Consider the following 19986-nt stretch of genomic DNA (forward strand, 5'->3'; position numbering starts at 1 on the left):
TTACACCACTGAACCAAGTTTAAAAACGGGAAGATACATCGCAATGACCAGGCCACCAATTATTAGACCTAGTATCACCATAATAATTGGTTCAAGCAAATTCATTAAGATATCTATACTAGAGTTCACTCCTTCCTCATAAAAATCAGCAACTTTAATTAACATCAATTCCAAGGTCCCTGATTCTTCTCCAATCTTAATCATTTGTATTGCCATAGAAGGAAAGGCTGTCGTTTTGGCCATGGCAAGATGCAGTTGTTGCCCTGTGAGTACTTCTTCTTTAATTGAGTGTATTGCTCTCACATAAACCTGATTTCTGCTAATGCCATTAACAGCATCCAGGGCTTCTACAATAGGCAAGCCGGCATTAAAACAAAGAGCCAGGGTCTGTGTAAAACGAGCAATAATTGTTTTGCTAATAATCGCTCCAATCAAGGGGAGTTTTAAAATAAACTGATCACTTGCTAAGGTAAACCAGGGTGCATAGCGCCTAGCCAGAATTAGTCCCCAGATTAGTAGGGCTATAGTCATTAGCATGGCAAGCCAGTATCTTTCCAGCAAGGATGTTAAGTTAATCATTAACTGGGTAAGAGCAGGGAGTTCGGCGCCAAAGCTTGTGAACAGGGCTTGGAATTGCGGAACTACAAACTCTAATAAAGCGATGGTTATTGATAAAGCAATAAAAACAACAATAAGAGGATAACTAAGCGCTTTTTGTAGTTTTTGTTGAAGTGAGGCAATTTTCTCTTTGTAACTTGCGACCTTATCAAGCATATGCTCAAGTTTTCCAGATTTTTCGCCGCAGGCAATCAGATTACAAACCAGCTCGTTAAAATAGTAAGGCCGCTGCTGAAGGGCTTCATAAAAAGGGCGGCCAGATTCCACTTCTTTTTTAAGCTCTTCAATGAGTGAGCGCATACAAAGGCTGGTTGGGCTATTCGCTACAATATCAAAGGATTGCGTTAAAGGGATTCCAGCTTTAAGCATGGTAGCAAGTTGTCGGCAAAAAATAGTGATAGCACTTTGGCTTAGCTTTGGCATCGCAGAGAAATAATTCGCCCTTTTGATTTTTCTTACAAGAATTCCTTGTTTGCCTAATTCTGTTTTAAGGCTGGTAATAGAACTTGCTTCTCTAATACCAACAAAAGTATTACCTTTGTGATTTATGCCTTGCCAATAATAGCGTTGTGGTTTTTTATCCATATTATTAGCTAAGGGCCACACGATTAACCTCCTCTAGGGTAGTCAATCCTTGTTTAACTTTCTCAAGCCCTGATTGATAAATACTCTGCATCCCTTCGCCCTGAGCCAACTCCAAAATATCCAAAGAGTTAGCCTCAGACAGTATAAGTTGCCTTATCGGTATTGAGATGGGCATCACCTCAAATAAGCCAAGACGCCCACTATAGCCATTAGTACAGTGTGTGCAGCCTAGCTGGGGTTTGCAGTGTTCGCAAAGCCGTCTTGCTAGACGTTGGGCTAGCAAAAGGCTGACTGAATTTGCAAGATTAAATGAGGGGACACCGAGGTTTCTAAGTCGCGTTAGAGTTTCAGCTGCGCTGTTACTGTGAACGGTAGCAAGGACTAAATGGCCTGTGTGGGCTGCTTTGATTGCCAACTCAGCCGTTTCAAGATCACGAATCTCACCAATCATAATGATATCTGGGTCTTGTCGTAAAAATGAGCGTAGTATATTGCTAAAACTTAGGCCAACCTTAGAATTCATATTGACTTGATTGATACCAGGAATCTTGATTTCAACCGGATCTTCTGCAGTTGAAATATTCTTTTCCTTGCTATTTAAAAGTTGCAGCGCCGTATAGAGCGTAACTGTTTTGCCGCTACCCGTCGGTCCTGATACTAGAATTAAGCCCTGGGGTTTATGAAGACATCTAAGGAAATGCTCCTTTTGCAAGGAGCTCATACCCAGCGAGTCAATATCAAGCTGAATCGCGCGGGTATCAAGAATACGGACCACAACCTTTTCACCATTAATTGTCGGACAGGTACTTATCCGACAATCTACATTGTGAGAACTAGGGCGGCTGAGCTGAAAGCGTCCATCCTGAGGTTTTCGACGCTCTGCAATATCAAGATTGGCCATGACTTTAAGACGAGAACTAATACGATTAGCCAGACTTAATGGTGGTTGAGCAACCTCTATTAAGAGGCCATCTTGGCGATAACGAATACGGTATTCTTGCTCATAAGGCTCAAAATGTATGTCTGAAGCACCTTGCTGGATTGCAGTATTAAGAATCTGATTAAGGTATTTAACAACAGTGGTATCGTAATCCTCAGCCAAAAGGGGTGGGGTATCTGAATCTAATGCAAAGGGGGAGGATAAATAATTAATTTCCTGTACGATTGTTGGCATTTCCATTATCCATTTTTAATGGTGGGCTAACTATAGAGAAAAAAAGCGGAAAGTGCAAAAAATTATCCTAGAAAAGCAATTGAAGCTACTCATCTTCTTGCTGCCTACCCTAACTCTATGGTACAAAAAAGAAATTGTTCTTCCACCTTGTGGGGCGCGTGCTTTGTCTTTCGATAATCAGAAAACTCAATTTCGTGCCCTTGACGATTGGTTTCATACGCCACAAGGACTTGATGTCAGCGATTATTTTTCCTTAGAACTAAGCCATCTGAAAGATTTACTCTATGGTGAAATGGTTTTGCAGTTAGGCGGTTCTGGTAAAGACTCCTGGTTACAAGCACTTCACTATAGTCACAAATGGCAGGCAACCTGTTTCCCAAGTTCTTCCAGCACCTTTGTCAGCTCTTATAAGCAACTACCAATAGATAGAAATAGCGTTGACTGCATCATTGCACCCTTGGTTATGGAGGCCTTTGATTTATCCAATAGCCCACTTGATGAAATTGACCGAATTTTGAAACCAATGGGCTATGTCGTTTTTTTTGGGATTAATCCCTTTAGCCTTTGGGGATTCCATCTGCGCATCAAACGCTCAACCCTGTTTGGCCTGTTAAGAGCAAAATCAAAATCGGTCTTGTCTATACAACGTGCCATGATGCATCGTGGCTATTCGCAAAATTATTTTTCCTCGTTTTATTACATTCCACCAGTTTCAACCAAAGAATGGCTCGATAAATTAGAAATTCTTAATGAACTGGGGAAAATGATTTCCCCATGCCCAGCCGGGTTTTATTGTCTTGTTATGCAAAAACATCTGGAAGCCCACCCGAATTTATTATTGAATGAGGATGAAGAGCGTGTTTGGAGGCAGGGACGAATCTTACAACCGACCTGCCAATTGGGAAATACCTTGTCTCAACACTACGTCATCCAGAGCGCAGCGAAGGATCTCCAGGATTAGCACTGTGCCACACTCAGGAGATCCTTCGCTGCGCTCTGGATGACGTGGTGTTAGGCTGTGTGAATTGGAGTTTTTCCTGGGATTACGTATTTCTGTCCCCTACCCAAGGGAAAATAAACGCTAAAGGATGTTTTTAAGATTGAATACGTTATAATAGCGCCTGCTTTATTTCTGGGTGATGTGCATGTCAAATGAATCAATATATCGTATAACCTTTGCTAATCAGGAAGCCGTTTATGAGATTTATGCTCATAAAATTTGTGAGAGTGAAATATTTGGCTTTCTTGAGGTTGAAGGGGTTATCTTTGGAGAAAATTGCTCCCTGGTTGTTGATCCTTCCGAAGAACGTTTAAAACTGGAGTTTAATGGTGTTAAACGTACCTTTATTCCTATGCATGCCGTATTTCGTATTGATGAGGTTACAAAACAAGGTGTTGCGAAGGTCAGAGATAAGTCAAGGGATGAGTCTAAGGTAAGCATGTTTCCGGTGCCAAGTAAGCGAAAGGAATAATTAATTTATACAATCAAATTGTTAGGGTAACACATGTCTATTCCATCAAAAATTCAAGAAGTCTATGAAAAATCAAGCTGTTTGTTCACAACAAAAGAGGTAGAAGCAGCTTTGGATCGAATGGCGATTAATATTCACGCCAGCCTCCATGATAAAAATCCTGTCATTCTTTGTGTAATGATCGGTGGCTTAGTGCCAATGGGCAATTTACTTCCCCGATTGGATTTTCCTCTGGAAGTCGATTACGTTCATGCAACACGTTACCGTGGTGATATTAAGGGTGGGGAATTATTCTGGAAGGTAAAACCCAGCCTGGATTTAACAAATAGAACGGTATTGGTAGTTGATGACATCTTAGATGGCGGGGTGACTCTGGCTGCGATTATTGATGAAGTAAAGGCAATGGGTGCTGGTGAGGTTTATAGCGCAGTTTTAGTCGATAAACACCATAAGCGCGTACCTAACGGACTGAAGAACGCAGACTTTGTTGGTTTACAGGTTGACGATCACTATATCTTTGGTTACGGCATGGACTATAACGAATATCTTCGTAATGCGCCTGGAATCTTCGTAGTTTCACCAGAGCATGAATAATCTAGCTCCCTTTTGTCTAACCTATAAATCGAATAGATATCCACAAAAACTGTGGATATCTATGTGGAGTATATGTTGCCAATAAATCCATTGATCTAATAACTCTCTAAAGTTCAAAATGGTTTCTTGGGAAAAATAAACAGCAATTGTCCATATTGCTATTGTTGTTTTTTAATTCTGTTTCGAGCATATCTAAACAAGCAAGCTTTTCTTGCCTATCTGCTTCATCAGCAATAGATAGACAAGCGTTTCTAAGTATAAGGCTGGCCTTTTTCCAGTGCTCACCAGACAAATCGCCCAGGTCAATATTCTCAATTTTTGACTGCATAATTTTCGATCCTAAGTCTAAGGTTTCTGCAAAATCGCTGAAGACTCGGACAATAATGGCACTTAAAAATTATCTTGCTTTCGTATTTTGAGAAATTAAGCCCTGGTTTATTACCGTAAGGTCACTCTCCTTTTCCGTCATCCTGAGCGTAGCGAAGGATCTCCGAGACTAGCACAATGCCACATTCAGGAGATCCTTCGCTACGCTCAGGATGACGGGATGGGACCGACCTATCACTTATTACCAAGGTTTTGTATTAAAAGGAGAAGGGTTAAATTTCACTTGTTCCTCTTCTATCTCTTCTTCCTCTTCTTGTTTAGTGGGCTTAGGCTCCATAGAAAACGGATTTGGGCTAGGACTTCGCTCTTGAGTGGCTGTATCCCTTTCTTGTGCTTTCGGACTGGGGGTTGGAACTAAGTTATTTGCTAGCCGTTGGATAAATGCATCATATAAGGTGAGACTAGGCATGCTAATACGAAGAGAAATTACTTTGCCATTCTCATCTTGAAGTATTTCTATGCAATCATCGGAAAGATCATTTTCTTCTTTAAATTCATTGAATTCTTTGATAATTGCTTGCAAGAATTTTTCTAACTCTTCTCTTTGCTCTTCTGTTAATTCATTCGGCTCACAAAGCAGTTTTATGGTAAGGGTCATTGACTCGCGGTCGTTATCAACCATTAATAGTCCTTTGGCGATCATGTCTGCGATTAGATCGGAGTCAAAATTTTCTGCATTGAGTGCTTCGCTATCTTCTATTGCACCAAAGTCACCTAGCAATTCATCCTCAACCTCATCATCTTTGCTTGATTTAGTTAGATCGTCATCTTGGCTTGGTGTGTGCGCAGAACCCTTATCAGAAGAAGCGCTATCACCGCCACCGCCGCCTCCTCCACCATGTCCGGAACAAACACGTTTAGGTGCCACTTCTCTAAAACAAGTCTTACAACGCACTTTCGCTGCTTCAGCGGCAGCTTCTTTATCTTGAGCCTCTTTAATTCTTTCTTTTTCTTTGTTTAATAGGCTAGCTAAAGGGTTTGCTGTGATTGGTTCAGAAACGAGTTGCTGCTTTTCTTTGTCTTTGTTCATGAGGAAAACCAATTTAGAGTCTGTTAAGATAAAAAAATTATATGGGAAATTGACTTGTTTGCTCCCTATTAATGAAATATTTACAATATCCTTACGAAGGAACCTGTAATACTATATTAAAGCTCTCTAAAACACTGAAACGTCCAATGTTCTATTTTATTATCGCCATTCCGTTTTTATTAGTGATCTTACGACTTCTATTAACCAACATAGTTGTTCCTCATTTCAAAAAAAAGGAACAAATAAAGCAGTTAAGCCAACGAGCTGATTGGCCAAGCATAGAAGAAAAGACAGATATTTTAGAGGCCGTTTACAAAAAAGTTCATGCAAAATCTTCCTCGATAAGGTATCGATTTTTGCATTTAATTCAAAATAAAGAGTTTATTTATGGAGAAATCGATTTTTTGTCTTTTTATACCATTCTTGAGCGAACTTCGCCTTCTACAAAAGATGTCTTTTATGACTTAGGTTCGGGTTCTGGAAGGGCGGTATTATCTGCAATAGTATTTTTTAATGTTCGCAAAGCTATTGGTATTGAGTTGCTACCGCCGCTGTATGAGCAGTCTAAAAAGACAATCCAACGCTTTAAACAAGATAACGCAGAGAAGGAATATCTACCTCAAATAGAACGTACTCAATTTATCAACGACAGTTTTTTGCATTATGATTTTAGCGATGCCGATATCGTTTACGTAGCGGCAACTTGCCTTAGTGATACTAGCTGGAATGATTTAATTTCAAAGATGGCTCGCCTAAAACCAGGGAGTCGAATTATCGTGACTACTAAAACGATAGAGCACGAGCAATTTGAATCAATTTATCAGAGCGTAGAGTTAATGAGCTGGGGCTTATGCCCTATTAGAGTATATAAAATTAAGCAGGTGCCCGTTTGAGGGTATACAACCCATAGGAAACATAGCTGAGAACAAGTACCCCATAAACTAAACCCATACCTGGCACAGAAAAATTAACGCTTCGCATCACAAAGAATAGTACTAGGGCTGGCGTTGCTGTGACAGCCAATAGACGGCATGAGGCTTTAAATGGGAGTTTAAAGCTGAAAAAAATATCTCCATAGAGCTGTAGCAATGCGGATAGCAGGAGTAAAACAATCGCAAAAACACCAAAATAAAATAGAGTCACACAGGGAAATACAAGGATTTGTATCAGTGTATTTAGTTTGGAAATCCCCGAAGAGTTAATCCACTCTGTGCCCGAGAGAAGTCCAGTCAACCCCTTGTCAAAGGTACGTGTATAAATGGGATTGCCAAGGTTATCTTTTGCTAAACCTAAAAACTGCTTATAACTCGGTAATCTTAAAAGCGTCTTATCTTTAGTAATTAAAATGGTGAGTTGGGGGTAGGCCTGGTTCATTTCAGACACTACCCCTGTAGTGTCTATTATTGAGACAACTTCGCCCTTGTTGTTTTTTATTAAATAAGGCATTGGTTGATTGTAGATGATCTCACCATTTTGTATGGCCAGTAGAGGAAGGGCTTGGAAGGGAAATAAAATTTCCTCCCTAAAAAATTGATTAAATTCTGCGATCACCCGCCCAGATAAGGGAATGGATCCCAAAATAATGAGGAATAGCAGGTATCCCATCCCAAATCCCTGCCAACGCTTTACTACATCTACATATAAAACAGAAGAATAGAACGAAGCATAAAGAGCTTTAATATATTGTGATAATCGCCGTAAGCGCTCTCGCATTAGTAGTACTCCTTGAGCATCTTCCTTACAATTAAGCGACTCTACTCTTTGGGAATGAGTTCAATGCTAAGGAAATTTGTTTATACAAATCTGGGAGCCAACGTGGTTGTGCAAAGGTAGCGGTTGCTGGCTTATCTTTACGCAAATCATTAGGTGCAATAATTACTCTGATTTGACTTAATCCAACGCGGCGAGCCAGTAGGAAAAGCTGATCAATTGCTCGGTCACCAACTGCTAAACAGCCAACTGACATTGATTTACCGTGTAGAAAAATATTATTTCCTAAATTCCTACGTCCATCCTTGCTTGCCTGCAGACGATCATAGTTATTAGGATAATTAATCATCATCGATAAATGCATGCTACTGAAAGGATTAAAGGTTGTTAAGCGATAGATTCCCTCAGGAATTTGTCCATCTCTTTCTTTCAATTTCGGACCTAAACGACCACTAAAGGCAGTGAGGGGGTAGGTATGTATATAACGCCAGGATTGATTTTCATCTCTAGCCCATAACTCCATATGTCTTTCTTTTTTAAAGGCTAATAACGCTACTTCTTTGGGGGGATAGTTAACATGGGCGTTGGCAAAATACCGTTTGAGTTCAGGTTCTGTGCGTAATCCATATTTGATTATCGCCTTATCAACTGCTGTATCCCAATTTAGTTTGGGAGCCATACTAAACGATGGGACAAAAACAAACATTAGCAAAGTAAAAAACAAACTGCGCATAGTCATAATGGCAAAAAAATTTCCGGTATAGTAGCAAAAAACAGTTAATGGGACAAACTATCAGACTTTAGCTTAAGTCGTTCTTTACAATAAAAAAGTCAATTGTTTTTGTCAACTCTGTACTCACAAAGCAAAGGCTATAACTGCTTATTTTCAAACTTAGCTTGGAGTTGGGTGGGTAATTGTTTCATTATAAAACTTGGTGCGGTGCGAAGCTGGCCGACAGAAGGTAATAAGCCGTAGTGGTTTGGACACATGAATTGCACCACGCTATCAGGGTCAACCTTATAAAATACATACTTATAACTACAATAAGGCTGTTTATTAAAGGTTGCTACCTGCAAAATCGGAGTACCAGCGAGTCGATTTTCAACAAAAACAGCATTAACCCATAAGTTAATCAATAAAAGCGCTCCACCTGTAATTAAGCCAGCTGATAAAAAACCTGAGGCATAGCGGATGAACTTGCTTTGTATTTCATGTATTGAAGTGAGTAAAAGACAAATAATTGCAGAAATAAGAACAATCAGGTTTATGGAGTAGATGGATGCATGCATATAATTAAAATAGCTGCCTAAAATCTCACCACCAGAGGCACGATAGTGCAGAATTAGTGCAATCAAACTTAACCACAAAGCAACGACAATATAATTTTTGCGCTGTAATTTTAAACCGAAAAACAGGATTAAAGCCCCGAGAAGTGGGAACAATAGATGTATTGATTCCAATAGATTGAGCATTTTATTAATCCTTTTCGTTAAAAGGAGAATTTAGTTAATTAGTGTAACTCAGAGAAATTGAGATGTCTTCTAATTGAATTAGACATTAACTGTTATTAATGGCGATGTTTTTGTAATGTCTCCTGCTTGTAATGAAAATAGTTGTTGGATCAGGGCAAAGGTCTCTTTTGAGTCTCTATCGTTGTCAGCAATATAGTACCAATGGTTACGGTAGTAAACGACAACGTTGGCGTTGGCTGGTCTATGGTTTGAAATGTAAACAGTTAAGATACCATGCGTCACTTTACCCCAATCAAAAGGCTTTCCATCTTTGGTTTTTATCTGTAGTACTCTTCCGCTAGCGATATCATCTGGGGTAACTTGTACTGATTTGGCCAGATAATAGAGTAAACCGATGTAAGGGCGCGTAACGATAACCAGGGTCTTATATTTGGAGTTGTGTGGTAAAGGCTTTTCCGAAATGATAATTTTGTTGATATGTTGTGTATTTTCATGTGGCCATAACATGGAAAACAATTTGTTTACTTGCGCAGTATGGCGATATTTACGCAGGAACACGAAGCTTAAACAGAAGTTGTTATTTATTAGTTCTGCACGAACTTTAATTTTATTTTCCAGATGAAGCATTCTTGCATAATGGATCATCTTAACAAAGGGCTTATATTCTGGAACATGGCTTGAGGTAGGTCGCGAAGCGTTCATTGCATTCTGAAACTTTCCTAGCTCCTCGGTAGTAATACGTAGAACCCTTGCTAAGCTCCATCCTGATCGCACCAGTAAGTAAACATTCTTTAACTGAATAGGGGTCAACATCTGGGTTGTAAATTTATCGCCTTGTAATGGGCTATAAATAATAGTTGGTGATTCGGTAAGAGAAGCTGAGGGGCTTGTGACTCCAACAGAATTTGTGAAGGTTTTTGTAATGAGCCCGACGGCATTTGTTCGTTCAGCAGTATAGTTATAATTGGAGCCGCCAGAAGAGACGTTTAGCACGGTGTTGGATGTAATATTATCTACAGTTAAAAAATAGGGTCTATCGCCATATTGCATCCGTACTAGGTTTATCAGAATTTGTTGCTCTTCGCTTTGCAGCATGGCTGCATTAAATGCGTAGCGATCTTGAGGTAAAACAGCAGGTCCGATTGTTTTGCAATTTGAAAGAAGTATTAGGGTTGCAGACACATAGAGGATTTTCCAAAATCGAGCAAGCATAGTTCTTTTCAAATCCCTTTCTTAGTTTTTGAGCTAGAAACTACCAGGTTTTTCTTTGAATTACTATATAAGTGTTTTTACTGAATTAGCTGATTTAAATCTATAATTAAATTAATTTGTTTATCTACAGACCAAGGATATTTAGATAAGGAGTTTCAGATACCATGCTTAGGCGCTTGAAGCTAGCTTTTTTTCTGCTGGGCTTGATTTGTAACTTAAGCTATTCAGCGGAAGTCCCTGAAACCTTAGGTGGTTCTTATAATCGAATGGTTCAAAGCAGTATAGAGAAGCTTGATCAAATTAAAAGCAAGGTTAAGGATAATAAACTAGGAATCTATGGCTTGGATAGAGCCTTATCTGATATTTCCCAAATTCAAAATATTGCTACTGAATGTTTGCAAATAAGCACAGACAGTATCGAACGTATAAAACCCCTTATGGAATCACTTAGTAATTTGGATAAAAATTCGCCTTTAGGTAAGAAATATAATAGAGATAAGTCCCTATTTGAAAATCAGCGTGCCTCCTGTCAGGCGTTATCCTATGAAACTCACAAGGTTAATTACTTTATCCAATTGCGTTTACACGAGTTGAAATATGTGCACGCCGAATCGGATATTTGGTTTTTGCTGGCATATCCCAATTTATTTAACAAGAAGATTAGCATTAATAATGCTGAAAACATTTTAGATTTTAATGTGTTTACTTATGAAGAACGCACTAATTTTCTTTATATTGCCCTGTTTGTATGCCTGACAAGCCTTTTTATCGCACGATTTTTTCATCGTCTTGAAGTTAAAACGACTTTGCCCAAATGGAAATTTTTTTATAGGAAAAGCAGGCATTATTTTCCGATGAGTTTACTGTTGCTAGCGGAAATTATTTATATGAGTTATTTGACTCTCGAGCTACAGCATCGGACCCATATCGTTATTGTTATGGAATTCTTACTGATGCTAATAACTGCAAAATACATCATCGATATTTATCTCTATGTATTCTTAAATCAGCCTAAACAATGGATGGATAACATTAGGCGAAATTACTCCTTACTTAATTTAATAATGATTATTAATCTAAGTTTTGATTTTTTAATTATCGATATTTTTGTTAAAAACCATTTCACGATGTTTTTAATCATAGTCTTGAACATTGTAATTAGTCCGATATTCTACTTTGTTACTTGTAAGGTAGTAAAAGCCTGCTTTGACGAACAGTATATTTCTGCAGCGCGGCATTGGTTTGTTAAACCAATGCGATATGGTTTGTATCTAATTTTTGGCTTGATCTATCTGACCCGAATCATTGCCTCAATCTATGGTTATGAGCGGGTAGTGATGACCATGGACATAGAAATGGTAACCGTTACAGCCCTTATTTTACTTATTCAGATGATGTTTTATGTTTTAAAACAACTCGGAAGATACATTCAAAACGATGACAATAGAATATCTAACCATATTCGAAAAATTTTAGGGGTTGCAGGAAATGGCCAGGATATTTTTGAAATCAATATGTTACGAATAACCTTGCAAGGGTTTATAGTGGTTTTTCTTATACTCTTAGTTATTCCAATATTTAGACTGCCGAGTTTTTATGAATATGAATACAGAAAAATTATTTTTGATGGCTTTAGCATTGGATATATAGAGATTTTACCAATCAATATTTTACTCGCCCTGCTAATGTTTTCTTGCATCGTTTTAGTTGGAAAATATCTATCTAATAGCATCTCCCAACTACCCAGGTTTAAATATGACGTCAATATTCGTACCTCGATCACGATGATTATCCAATATATATTTTTTGCTATTGCCTTTGTGATTATGATGCTGGTGATGGGGGTGGGTTCTGCTCAGTTAAGCGTCATAATAGGTGCAGTAAGCTTCGGAATTGGTGTTGGTTTGCAAAGCCTTACCCAGGATGTGATTTGTGGGATTACTATCATGTTCAATAGAACAATCCGAATCAGTGATCATATTACTATTCTTCACGGTGATGAAAAAACGCTGTCTGGGGTTGTTAATAAGGTATATCTGTTATCAACGATGATTATTACTGATGATGACAACATTGTTTATGTGCCAAACTCTTATCTTGCCAGAGAACTTGTACGCAATGAGTCAGCCTATTCTATGGTGCCAAATTGCATACTCAGATTTGAACTGGAATCTGAGGTCGATTTTGAGCTAGCTCATAAGCTAGTACACGAAGTTTGTCGGGACAATCCTGAGATCATTGGTAAATTCGATGAAGAGCCTCAACTAGCATTCTTAAAGCCCGATGAGCATGCTGAAACAAAAATTATCCTGACTTTATCCTATTCATTAAAAAGAGCTGAGGATAAACGAATTGTTTTAACAGAACTAAAACAAGCTATTAGCAACGCTTTCGATAAAAACGGGATTGCGTATCAATATCTCTAGATAGGCTCACCTAATAGGTCACCCCTATCCCGAATTCCCGCGGCTTGACGCATAGGTATCTACACAAGTGACTGTAATAGACGCACGTCATCCAGAGCGTAGCGAAGGATCTCCGGGATTAGCACGGTGCCACATTCAGGAGATCCTTCGCTACGCTCTGGATGACCTAATGTTGAGACAAGGAGGGACATTTGTGTAGATACCTATGGGCTTGACCGCGGGAATTCAATACTAGAGCGGGGGCTGAGCTATTGCTCTTGCTGCAAATCATCTTCCACCTTAGGTTTCTCTCTTAACAACAAAAGAACTGGCTCAACCTGAGCAGGGAGCTTCTGTTGGGCTACTTGCACTGGGAAAATGACGCGGCGCTGTAAAAAAGAAACAGGGGATAAGGCAGGGCTTACATAAGTAATCGATTTAGGATGACTAGTTATTCCCGTAAGTGCTGTAAGTAGGCGTGGATGTACCGAACCTAGCCATATGGGCTCTTTAAAATTCTGTAGATGATAGTTAGAACGCCAAATTCTTAATACTTGTGTGGGGTTACCATCTTTGGGGTTATAAGTCATGACCAAAACAGGTTTTTTATTTAAATAAAGTTGCGCCATAAGGGGTAATTTGGGAGCGGTGGATTGACCACTGACACGGTTGATTATTGTGCTTAATAAGGAATCATTTTGTTTTTGCCAGCCATAGGTAGTCAGGGCATCTTCAAGGTTAGCCAGTGTACCTGCATATTGCAGATTAAAGAGGCTGATACGACGGCCAATCCTGTTTGTACGATAAATTGGCAGGAGAGGTTTATCTTGATTCCACCAGAGTTCATCGGTAAAGACATACTGCACAAAATAAGGTTGATGACTACGCATGGAACTTTGGTAATTGCACAAACCGGAGAGAATACTGGCAATAAATAGCAAAATTAAAATAGTGAATGGAATATAGGGGCTGTAATGCCCTTGGGGTTTATAACGTCGATACAATAGCCAATGCGCCAAACTTAGACTTAAGCCACATAAGAAAGCGCCGAAAATGTCGGTAAACCAACTATCACCGAGGTAGAGTTGCGCAAAGCCAACTGCTAATAGACTAAATGCGATAGCAATTTTTAAGAGATGTTTAAAGCGAGTTTGGCTGTAAGCATTAACATAGAGCAAAAGGCTCATTAAGAAGGCTGTAGCAAAAGTCAGTTGACTAATGGGAAAGGAACTACTGGTATCAAGGTCTAAAAGCCCTTGTAGCCTAGGGCTATCAATACCCCAATAAAATACTATTAAAACTATCACAGAGCTTAGCGTCAAACTTAGCCAGTAGCTAAGGGCGCGCCAGTCTTTATAGTAAATAGTAAGGAGTGAAATCGCTATGAATAGAGTACTAAGCGTTAAGGGACTGATGATTTGAGATAAAACTATAAAAAATACATCAAAGGAACGAGTTCTTAAACTTTGAAAAAAAAGATGAATTGTTTGATTTAGGTCGCTAACCCAATCACCGTTAGAAATAAAGACGGTTATGAGAAAAAATAGCAAAAGACTTAAAAGCAAAAGAAAAAATAAGGTTGCAGTAGGGTAATGGATGACCTCATCGGTTGGTGTTATAAATTTGACAGGCTTAGCTAGATAACGATGATTTAATGCCCATAGCCAACAATTATGTAATTTAGTACGTAAGATGCGATTGATCCTAATAAATATCCATTTGACGCCGGCAGAAATTAGCCAAATTCCAGCCAGGACAAACAAGATCAGAACGAATAATCGAGTCGCTACTTCTGGCGATAATTCATTACTTGCCGTGCCAATTAAAACACCAGGCATTACATAGAGTAAGGACCAGGCAATTGCGGAAATAATATTGGCGATATAAAAGCGCAAATGACTCATATGCATCATGCCCGCGATAACCGGTATTATTGAACGCAGAGGTCCAACAAAACGCCCGATTAGCACACTCTTTCCCCCATGCCTTGCGAAGTAGTCTTTTCCATAGCTCAACAGCGCTGGATAATGGCTAAAAGGCCAAATTGAGGTGAGACGATCGCTAAAAAAGTAACCCAATAAATAACTTGCGCCATCGCCTGCAATTGCACCCAGGGCGGCGGCTATCAGCGTTAAATCAATCCGCATTACTCCAGATCCAGCAAGAATTCCAATCGCAGTCATGGTGACTGAACCAGGAATAATACTGCCAATAATTGCTAGTGACTCAGTAAGCGAAATGAGGAAGGTGATAAGCAAGGCGAAATTCGGGTGGTCATGGAGCCAGAGAGTTAGGGGTTGAATGTAGTCAGTAAATAAATGCATAGTCTATCGTTCAAATCGAGATATAAAACTGTCAACAAATACTTTACGCACCTCTGCCATAGATACATCAGGGATGAAATCACTGATCTGAGTCATCTCAAGCTTGGCAAAACCACAAGGATTAATTCCCTGAAAAGGAGCTAAATCCATTGCTACATTAAGGGCAATACCATGATAGGTGCAGCCATTTTTTACGCGTAAGCCGATTGAAGCAATTTTTTTGTCATCAACATAAACGCCAGGAGCACCACAGCGTATTGAGGCTTTAATTTGAAAGCGCTCAAGAACAGCAATTAAAATCTGTTCCAGTTGTGAAACCAGAGTCCTAATACCAAGATTTCTACGACGAATGTCCACTAATACATAAGCGACTAATTGACCAGGCCCATGGTAAGTCACCTGTCCGCCTCTATCCGATTGCACGATTGGAATTGCATCTGGATTGAGCACATGCTCTGCCTTTCCTGCCTGTCCCTGTGTATAGACTGGTGGATGTTCAAGTAACCAGAGCTCATCGTCGCTGTGCTCCGTTCTTGTTAGGGTAAAATTTTTCATTTTGTCCCAAATTGGAACATAAGGATGCATGCCTAACTCAGAAACTTTTATCATCACAACACCATTTTGATATCAGGGTGTTTGGTTAGCTCGCGGTAAAGCTCGTCAAGAGTCTCTTGCGTATGAACGTAGATAGTCACTGTAATTGATAAATAATTAGCCTTTGTACTTTCTTGGCGAACAATGGCGTTATCTGGCGTTTCTGGAAAGTGCTTACGAGTAATTGTTGTAATTTCTTCAGCGAAGGTCGCAGTGTTCGTACCAATAATCTTTATTGGAAAGTGGCAAGGAAATTGTATTTGCGATTCATTATTAGTCATAAGTGCTCAATCAGTTGTTGATATTTTTCATTAATCTCTTTCCAGTAATCCCCGACTTGACCATTAGCGATAACAGAGTCGTTAACATGGGTTACCGGATATATTTCCTTTGTTGTGCTGGTTATCCAGACTTCTTTAGCGCTAAAAATGGCTTCGGTAGGGATAGGCGCTTCGCGTAAAGGCCAGGATAAGGCGTTAATTAATTCAATAGTAATCTGACGTGTAATACCAGATAAGCATAAATTATTTAAAGGCGGTGTTAAAAGGGTTCCTTTAGCATCCACTAAAAAAACATTGCTTGCGCTACCCTCAGTCAAACACCCATTGCGCGATAAAAGCGCTATTTTGTTACCCTGGGATCTGGCTTCCTCATGAAGCAAGACATTTGCCAGCAAGGTTGTAGCCTTGATATCACAGCGTAACCAGCGAATATCTTCGATAAGTTGTGCCTGCAATCCTCTCATCTTTTCTTCGATGGTGGGATAGGGGGTATGGATGGTATAGGCTATGACTGTAGGTTCTATTGCTGAAGGAATATCGTATTGCCGATTTCCTTGGTTGCCACGGGTAATTTGCAAATAGATTTGCATATCCCCCTTGCCATTTTGCTCAATCAAATGATTAAAGATGCTATACCAGTCAAGATCTGGTGAAGGGATCTTGGCATTAGACAAGCTATACTCAACTCGTTTTAAATGCTTTTCAGCATAAAAGAGATGTCCTTTGTAAACAGGAATAATCTCATAAATGGAATCGGCAAAGGTCAGGCCACGATCGAAAATAGATATTTTCGCTTCGGAAGCTTTGCAATAACTACCATTTAGATAAACGATTTGAGTCATAGCTGTTTATATTCCTTAAGAGCTAACCCACAGGCGAATGGAATCCTTCATTCTAGTGTAAATACCTCCTTGAGGAACATCCTGGAGTGCATAGACCGGATAGGAGCCGATAATGTTATTATCAAATTGAATAACTAATTCACCAATTTTGTCACCCTTAGCAATTGGCGCCTGCAAGTCTTTGGGAACCTTGGTATTGATGCTAAGACGCTGGTATTGCCCGCTTGGGATAGTGATATATTGCGCATCACGCATGCCGATAGAGAGTTTATCAGCCTCACCTTTATAAATAGGAATTTCAGTGATCGCTTGTCCTGCTTTATAAAGCTCATGAGTTTCAAAAAAGCGGAAGCCATAATTGAGTAAGCGTTCACTATCATCAGCACGCGAAGACTCAGAAGGAGAGCCCAAGACAACGGCTAATAAACGCATGTTTTCTCGTTTTGCTGAAGAAACAAGGCAAAAGCCTGCTTCATTAGTATGACCTGTTTTTACACCATCAACCTGGCTATCTCTCCAGAGTAGGCGGTTACGGTTAGGTTGTCGTATCCCATTGAAGGTAAACCATTTTTGCTTGTACCAATGATAGTATTCAGGATAGTTATTGATTAAAGCACGACCAAGAATAGCCAAATCTTTGGCAGTGGTATAGTGGTTGGGATCAGGCAAACCAGTACTATCAGTGAAATGACTGCTTTTCATGCCAAGCTCTTGCGCTTGTTGGTTCATAATTTCAGCAAAACCAGGCTCGCTGCCGCCTAAGTGTTCAGCCATTGCAACACAAGCGTCATTGCCAGAGTCAACGATAATCCCTTTTAAAAGATCTTCAATCGGAACCTGCTGTCCTTCTTTCACAAACATTCGCGAACCGCCAGTTTTCCAGGCATCACGGCTGATGTGAACATTGTCAGCCAAATGTATTTGCTCATTGTGCAGAGCATTGGAGATAACATAGAGCGTCATCATCTTTGTTAAACTGGCAGGAGGTAATTTTTCTTCACTGCTTTTTTCAGCAATGATTTTCCCGCTATTTACATCAATTAGGATATAAGCTTTTGCATTCAGAGCTGGTGGTGAGGGAGTAATGAGTGGCTTGGCAGAAACTGGAGTAGTTGGGCTCACAGTGGGTGATAAATTTGCCGTAGGCAATACGCCTGCTGAAGCAAAAAAAAGGTTAGTCTTTACAACTAAAGCTGCCAGCAAAACCTGCTTGCAACGCAATAAGGATAACTTCATGGTTTATATACTCATTATTACAAAATCCAAACATCTTACCACAGCAGGATTCTTGCACCAAATGGCGAATATACTAAATTTTTTACGAGAGTGATATTAGTACTTTAAGTATCTAAAAAGGACAAAAAGGTTTAAATTTAATATTTTTTAGTGCAAGAACGCTGGTAACTTCTAAGATAGAAGCAAGCTCCTGAGATCCCTCGGGGTCTAGCGGAGGTGAAAAGTAGAGCTTAAGATCAGACCATGGAATGCGACAAACTGACAATTAAAGGTTTTAATGTTAATTCGCTTTGTATTATATTAGGGAAAAAATAATGGTCTGAGAGAATAATGCGTTTTATTTTTATCCTAATTGCTTCCTATTTTCTATCAAGCTGCGCAATAGAACCTACCCAATCCAGGCTCACGACCTCGAAGACATACAATAAGTCATACAAGAAGTCCAAAGCTGCTACTCAAGTTAAAGACGGTGCTCCTAAAGGACCGGTACCTCGATTTTTTAAAGAACCACAACCAAAAAGTGAACCTTATAGCCGTTATGGCAATCCAGGTTCCTATGCTGTAGCTGGGCAAACCTACAAAGTAATGAAGAGTTCAGGGGGATATAAGGCTCGTGGTATTGCTTCTTGGTATGGTACAAAATTTCATGCAAAACGAACTTCAAGTGGCGACAAATATGATATGTATGCAATGACCGCTGCTCATAGAACACTACCTTTACCAACCTATGTGAGAGTTAAAAATTTAAATAATGGTCGTGTTGTAGTGGTAAAAGTGAATGATCGGGGTCCATTTCATTCAAATAGACTAATCGATTTGTCCTATGCTGCTGCAACAAAACTAGGGGTTTTCCCTTCTGGTACAGCAATGGTTGAGATTGAAGCCGTTTCATCTGCAAAACATGTAGCTCAGTATTATGTACAAGCTGGTGCCTTTAGTTCTGCAAAATTAGCTGCGGTATTAAAAGCTAAACTGACAAAGTTGACTCCTTCACCTGTAAAAGTGGAGAGATATTCAAAGCGCTATATTGTCAAAGTAGGACCTTTCCCATCGAAAACCATGTCTGACAATCTGCGCATTAAATTGGCTTCAAATGGTGTAAAAGGCTCGTTTTCAATTTTGCAATAGGTTTGGAATAGATTTCCAAAAACAGGCAAAGGATTCAATTTATGCAACTATGCCTTGCGAGTAGTAAGTAGCTATTACTGATTGGCGTAGTCTTTATCATGTACTGCGTCAATAATTACTCGAGTTCCTTTCATGCCTCCTCCTGGTAAGTCTACGAACTCCTCGTTGAGCCAGCGGGCATCTTCAGTGAACATTCTAATGCAACCATGGCTTGCTCGATAACCAGGAACATCCTCACTACCGTGCAGCGCATAGCCGCGGAAAAAATGCATGCAGAACGGCATTTGTGCGCCGCCGCTTTCTCCGTCGGCACGTCTAGGGAAGGCTGTTGAAATACAATCGACATCTTGTTTGCGAACTATTCGAAATGAGCCTGTTGGGGTTGTACAGCCTCCAATCACGCTTTTACAGGAGTCTGAACCAGAGGAAATTGGTCCCCACCACAAGAGTTCGCCATCTTCATCATAGGCGCCCCAGGCTAACTTCTGTTGACTGATATAGATTGTTTTTTCGCCATCAGACTCTATGTAGCGTGGGAAAGGGGAGACATCATAGATGGTCAAGCGGTCAATATTCTTGGGAACTGCGATAGTCATTCCTGGGCGTAATCTTACATTCATTCGATTAACACGGCGTATGATATCCCTGGTTTCATCATTAGGGAAAAGGCTAGCCCAGGTGTCTCCGTTTTTTACCTTGATGCAATAATAATCAGGGGAATTACAGAGAGTTTCACCGAAAAGGACGTAAGACCAAGCAGATGAAGCAAAGAGGATCATAGTTATTATTGTTATAGATCGCGCTAAAGGTTTCACGATGCCCCCAAGTTAGGACTCTTATATTTATTGTAGCGGCACATTGAAAATAAACTTTACGTTTTGAGTTTTTTTAGGGCGGGAGAAGCACCCATTTTTTTAAAAT

The 19986-nt window shown here is 39.7% G+C and carries 19 protein-coding genes and 1 pseudogene; 6 read left to right on the forward strand and 14 right to left on the reverse strand.

All coding sequences use genetic code 11. From position 1 onward, the window contains the following. Together BN1094_RS12780 and BN1094_RS12785 are read right to left on the reverse strand one after the other, a co-directional pair. Entirely contained in the window at nt 1-1224 is a 1224-nt protein-coding gene (locus tag BN1094_RS12780; protein ID WP_052403284.1) for a type II secretion system F family protein, read from the reverse strand. After that, nucleotides 1208-2326: pseudogene (locus tag BN1094_RS12785) on the reverse strand (GspE/PulE family protein); the annotation flags it as partial. The pseudogene BN1094_RS12785 and the gene BN1094_RS12780, both read right to left, overlap by 17 nt. A 103-nt stretch (nt 2327-2429) precedes the next feature. Between BN1094_RS12785 and BN1094_RS12790 the strand changes: the two are divergent. The 3 genes from BN1094_RS12790 to BN1094_RS12800 all read left to right on the forward strand — a co-directional run bounded on the left by BN1094_RS12790 (nt 2430) and on the right by BN1094_RS12800 (nt 4443). After that, entirely contained in the window at nt 2430-3338 is a 909-nt protein-coding gene (locus tag BN1094_RS12790; RefSeq protein ID WP_052403286.1) for a methyltransferase domain-containing protein, read from the forward strand. 184 nt (nt 3339-3522) lie between these two features. Next, nucleotides 3523-3849, forward strand: a complete 327-nt coding sequence (locus BN1094_RS12795) for a DUF1820 family protein (RefSeq protein ID WP_043874840.1) — start codon at nt 3523-3525, stop codon at nt 3847-3849. Nucleotides 3850-3882: 33 nt separating this feature from the next. After that, nucleotides 3883-4443, forward strand: coding sequence for a hypoxanthine-guanine phosphoribosyltransferase (locus tag BN1094_RS12800; RefSeq protein ID WP_043874841.1), 561 nt, complete (start codon nt 3883-3885; stop codon nt 4441-4443). Between the two features lie 106 nt (nt 4444-4549). Here the strand turns inward: BN1094_RS12800 and BN1094_RS12805 are convergent, their stop codons facing one another. Beyond that, nucleotides 4550-4771 carry a hypothetical protein gene (locus BN1094_RS12805; protein WP_043874842.1) on the reverse strand — a complete coding sequence of 74 codons (222 nt, stop codon included), beginning with the start codon at nt 4769-4771 and terminating at the stop codon, nt 4550-4552. Nucleotides 4772-5011: 240 nt separating this feature from the next. Beyond that, on the reverse strand, nt 5012-5860 hold the full coding sequence (locus BN1094_RS12810) for a hypothetical protein (RefSeq protein ID WP_043874843.1): 849 nt from the start codon (nt 5858-5860) through the stop codon (nt 5012-5014). 71 nt (nt 5861-5931) lie between these two features. Between BN1094_RS12810 and BN1094_RS12815 the strand changes: the two genes are divergently transcribed. Continuing rightward, nucleotides 5932-6753 (forward strand): class I SAM-dependent methyltransferase, encoded by an 822-nt coding sequence (locus tag BN1094_RS12815; protein WP_043874844.1) that lies wholly within the window; start codon nt 5932-5934, stop codon nt 6751-6753. On the opposite strand, the gene BN1094_RS12820 is transcribed toward BN1094_RS12815, so the two are convergent. The 4 genes from BN1094_RS12820 to BN1094_RS12835 all read right to left on the reverse strand — a co-directional run bounded on the left by BN1094_RS12820 (nt 6734) and on the right by BN1094_RS12835 (nt 10267). Beyond that, on the reverse strand, nt 6734-7573 hold the full coding sequence (locus tag BN1094_RS12820) for a DUF1189 family protein (RefSeq protein WP_043874845.1): 840 nt from the start codon (nt 7571-7573) through the stop codon (nt 6734-6736). The two genes, BN1094_RS12815 and BN1094_RS12820, sit on opposite strands and share 20 nt — an antisense overlap. Nucleotides 7574-7604: 31 nt before the next feature. Further along, nucleotides 7605-8303: a L,D-transpeptidase family protein gene (locus BN1094_RS12825; protein ID WP_099909028.1), complete on the reverse strand. Its 699-nt coding sequence runs from the start codon at nt 8301-8303 to the stop codon at nt 7605-7607. A gap of 137 nt (nt 8304-8440) precedes the next feature. Further along, nucleotides 8441-9043 (reverse strand): hypothetical protein, encoded by a 603-nt coding sequence (locus BN1094_RS12830; protein ID WP_043874846.1) that lies wholly within the window; start codon nt 9041-9043, stop codon nt 8441-8443. A 78-nt stretch (nt 9044-9121) separates the two neighbouring features. Next, the gene (locus tag BN1094_RS12835; protein WP_141650479.1) at nt 9122-10267 is read right to left on the reverse strand and encodes a hypothetical protein; all 1146 of its coding nucleotides are present in this window, start codon (nt 10265-10267) and stop codon (nt 9122-9124) included. A gap of 152 nt (nt 10268-10419) precedes the next feature. On the opposite strand from BN1094_RS12835, the gene BN1094_RS12840 reads away from it, so the two are divergent. After that, a complete protein-coding gene (locus BN1094_RS12840; RefSeq protein WP_043874848.1) occupies nt 10420-12681 on the forward strand; it encodes a mechanosensitive ion channel family protein in 2262 nt (753 codons plus the stop codon). Between the two features lie 248 nt (nt 12682-12929). Here BN1094_RS12840 and BN1094_RS12845 read toward each other — a convergent pair whose 3' ends face one another. The 5 genes from BN1094_RS12845 to BN1094_RS12865 are packed head-to-tail and all read right to left on the reverse strand — an operon-like array spanning nt 12930 to nt 17937. Beyond that, entirely contained in the window at nt 12930-14984 is a 2055-nt protein-coding gene (locus tag BN1094_RS12845) for a VTT domain-containing protein (RefSeq protein WP_043874849.1), read from the reverse strand. A 3-nt stretch (nt 14985-14987) separates the two neighbouring features. After that, nucleotides 14988-15590 carry a lipoyl(octanoyl) transferase LipB gene (lipB, locus tag BN1094_RS12850; protein ID WP_044011875.1) on the reverse strand — a complete coding sequence of 201 codons (603 nt, stop codon included), beginning with the start codon at nt 15588-15590 and terminating at the stop codon, nt 14988-14990. A 2-nt stretch (nt 15591-15592) separates the two neighbouring features. Continuing rightward, nucleotides 15593-15859 carry an HP0495 family protein gene (locus BN1094_RS12855; protein WP_043874850.1) on the reverse strand — a complete coding sequence of 89 codons (267 nt, stop codon included), beginning with the start codon at nt 15857-15859 and terminating at the stop codon, nt 15593-15595. Then, complete coding sequence (locus BN1094_RS12860; RefSeq protein WP_043874851.1) at nt 15856-16701, reverse strand: aminotransferase class IV; 846 nt, start codon at nt 16699-16701, stop codon at nt 15856-15858. Before BN1094_RS12860 ends, BN1094_RS12855 begins: the two co-directional genes overlap by 4 nt. Nucleotides 16702-16716: 15 nt before the next feature. Beyond that, complete coding sequence (locus tag BN1094_RS12865; RefSeq protein ID WP_081935150.1) at nt 16717-17937, reverse strand: D-alanyl-D-alanine carboxypeptidase family protein; 1221 nt, start codon at nt 17935-17937, stop codon at nt 16717-16719. Between the two features lie 330 nt (nt 17938-18267). Between BN1094_RS12865 and BN1094_RS12870 the strand changes: the two genes are divergently transcribed. Then, nucleotides 18268-19065 carry a septal ring lytic transglycosylase RlpA family protein gene (locus BN1094_RS12870; protein ID WP_043874852.1) on the forward strand — a complete coding sequence of 266 codons (798 nt, stop codon included), beginning with the start codon at nt 18268-18270 and terminating at the stop codon, nt 19063-19065. A gap of 74 nt (nt 19066-19139) precedes the next feature. On the opposite strand, the gene BN1094_RS12875 is transcribed toward BN1094_RS12870, so the two are convergent. Further along, nucleotides 19140-19844 carry a L,D-transpeptidase gene (locus BN1094_RS12875; protein ID WP_044011877.1) on the reverse strand — a complete coding sequence of 235 codons (705 nt, stop codon included), beginning with the start codon at nt 19842-19844 and terminating at the stop codon, nt 19140-19142. Nucleotides 19845-19986 lie beyond the last annotated feature (142 nt).

Origin of the sequence: Legionella massiliensis (assembly GCF_000756815.1) — a bacterium.
GTDB classification, from domain to species: Bacteria; Pseudomonadota; Gammaproteobacteria; order Legionellales; family Legionellaceae; genus Tatlockia; species Tatlockia massiliensis.

Bases quoted from the DNA above. Each gene is read 5' to 3' on its own strand.
- BN1094_RS12845 (WP_043874849.1), bottom strand. From the start codon at position 14,984: ATGCATTTATTTACTGACTACATTCAACCCCTAACTCTCTGGCTCCAT.
- BN1094_RS12805 (WP_043874842.1), bottom strand. From the start codon at position 4,771: ATGCAGTCAAAAATTGAGAATATTGACCTGGGCGATTTGTCTGGTGAG.
- BN1094_RS12815 (WP_043874844.1), top strand. From the start codon at position 5,932: ATGAAATATTTACAATATCCTTACGAAGGAACCTGTAATACTATATTA.
- BN1094_RS12830 (WP_043874846.1), bottom strand. From the start codon at position 9,043: ATGCTCAATCTATTGGAATCAATACATCTATTGTTCCCACTTCTCGGG.
- BN1094_RS12870 (WP_043874852.1), top strand. From the start codon at position 18,268: ATGCGTTTTATTTTTATCCTAATTGCTTCCTATTTTCTATCAAGCTGC.
- BN1094_RS12865 (WP_081935150.1), bottom strand. From the start codon at position 17,937: ATGAAGTTATCCTTATTGCGTTGCAAGCAGGTTTTGCTGGCAGCTTTA.
- BN1094_RS12800 (WP_043874841.1), top strand. From the start codon at position 3,883: ATGTCTATTCCATCAAAAATTCAAGAAGTCTATGAAAAATCAAGCTGT.
- BN1094_RS12860 (WP_043874851.1), bottom strand. From the start codon at position 16,701: ATGACTCAAATCGTTTATCTAAATGGTAGTTATTGCAAAGCTTCCGAA.
- BN1094_RS12825 (WP_099909028.1), bottom strand. From the start codon at position 8,303: ATGCGCAGTTTGTTTTTTACTTTGCTAATGTTTGTTTTTGTCCCATCG.
- BN1094_RS12855 (WP_043874850.1), bottom strand. From the start codon at position 15,859: ATGACTAATAATGAATCGCAAATACAATTTCCTTGCCACTTTCCAATA.
- BN1094_RS12810 (WP_043874843.1), bottom strand. From the start codon at position 5,860: ATGAACAAAGACAAAGAAAAGCAGCAACTCGTTTCTGAACCAATCACA.
- BN1094_RS12795 (WP_043874840.1), top strand. From the start codon at position 3,523: ATGTCAAATGAATCAATATATCGTATAACCTTTGCTAATCAGGAAGCC.
- BN1094_RS12875 (WP_044011877.1), bottom strand. From the start codon at position 19,844: ATGATCCTCTTTGCTTCATCTGCTTGGTCTTACGTCCTTTTCGGTGAA.
- BN1094_RS12840 (WP_043874848.1), top strand. From the start codon at position 10,420: ATGCTTAGGCGCTTGAAGCTAGCTTTTTTTCTGCTGGGCTTGATTTGT.
- BN1094_RS12820 (WP_043874845.1), bottom strand. From the start codon at position 7,573: ATGCGAGAGCGCTTACGGCGATTATCACAATATATTAAAGCTCTTTAT.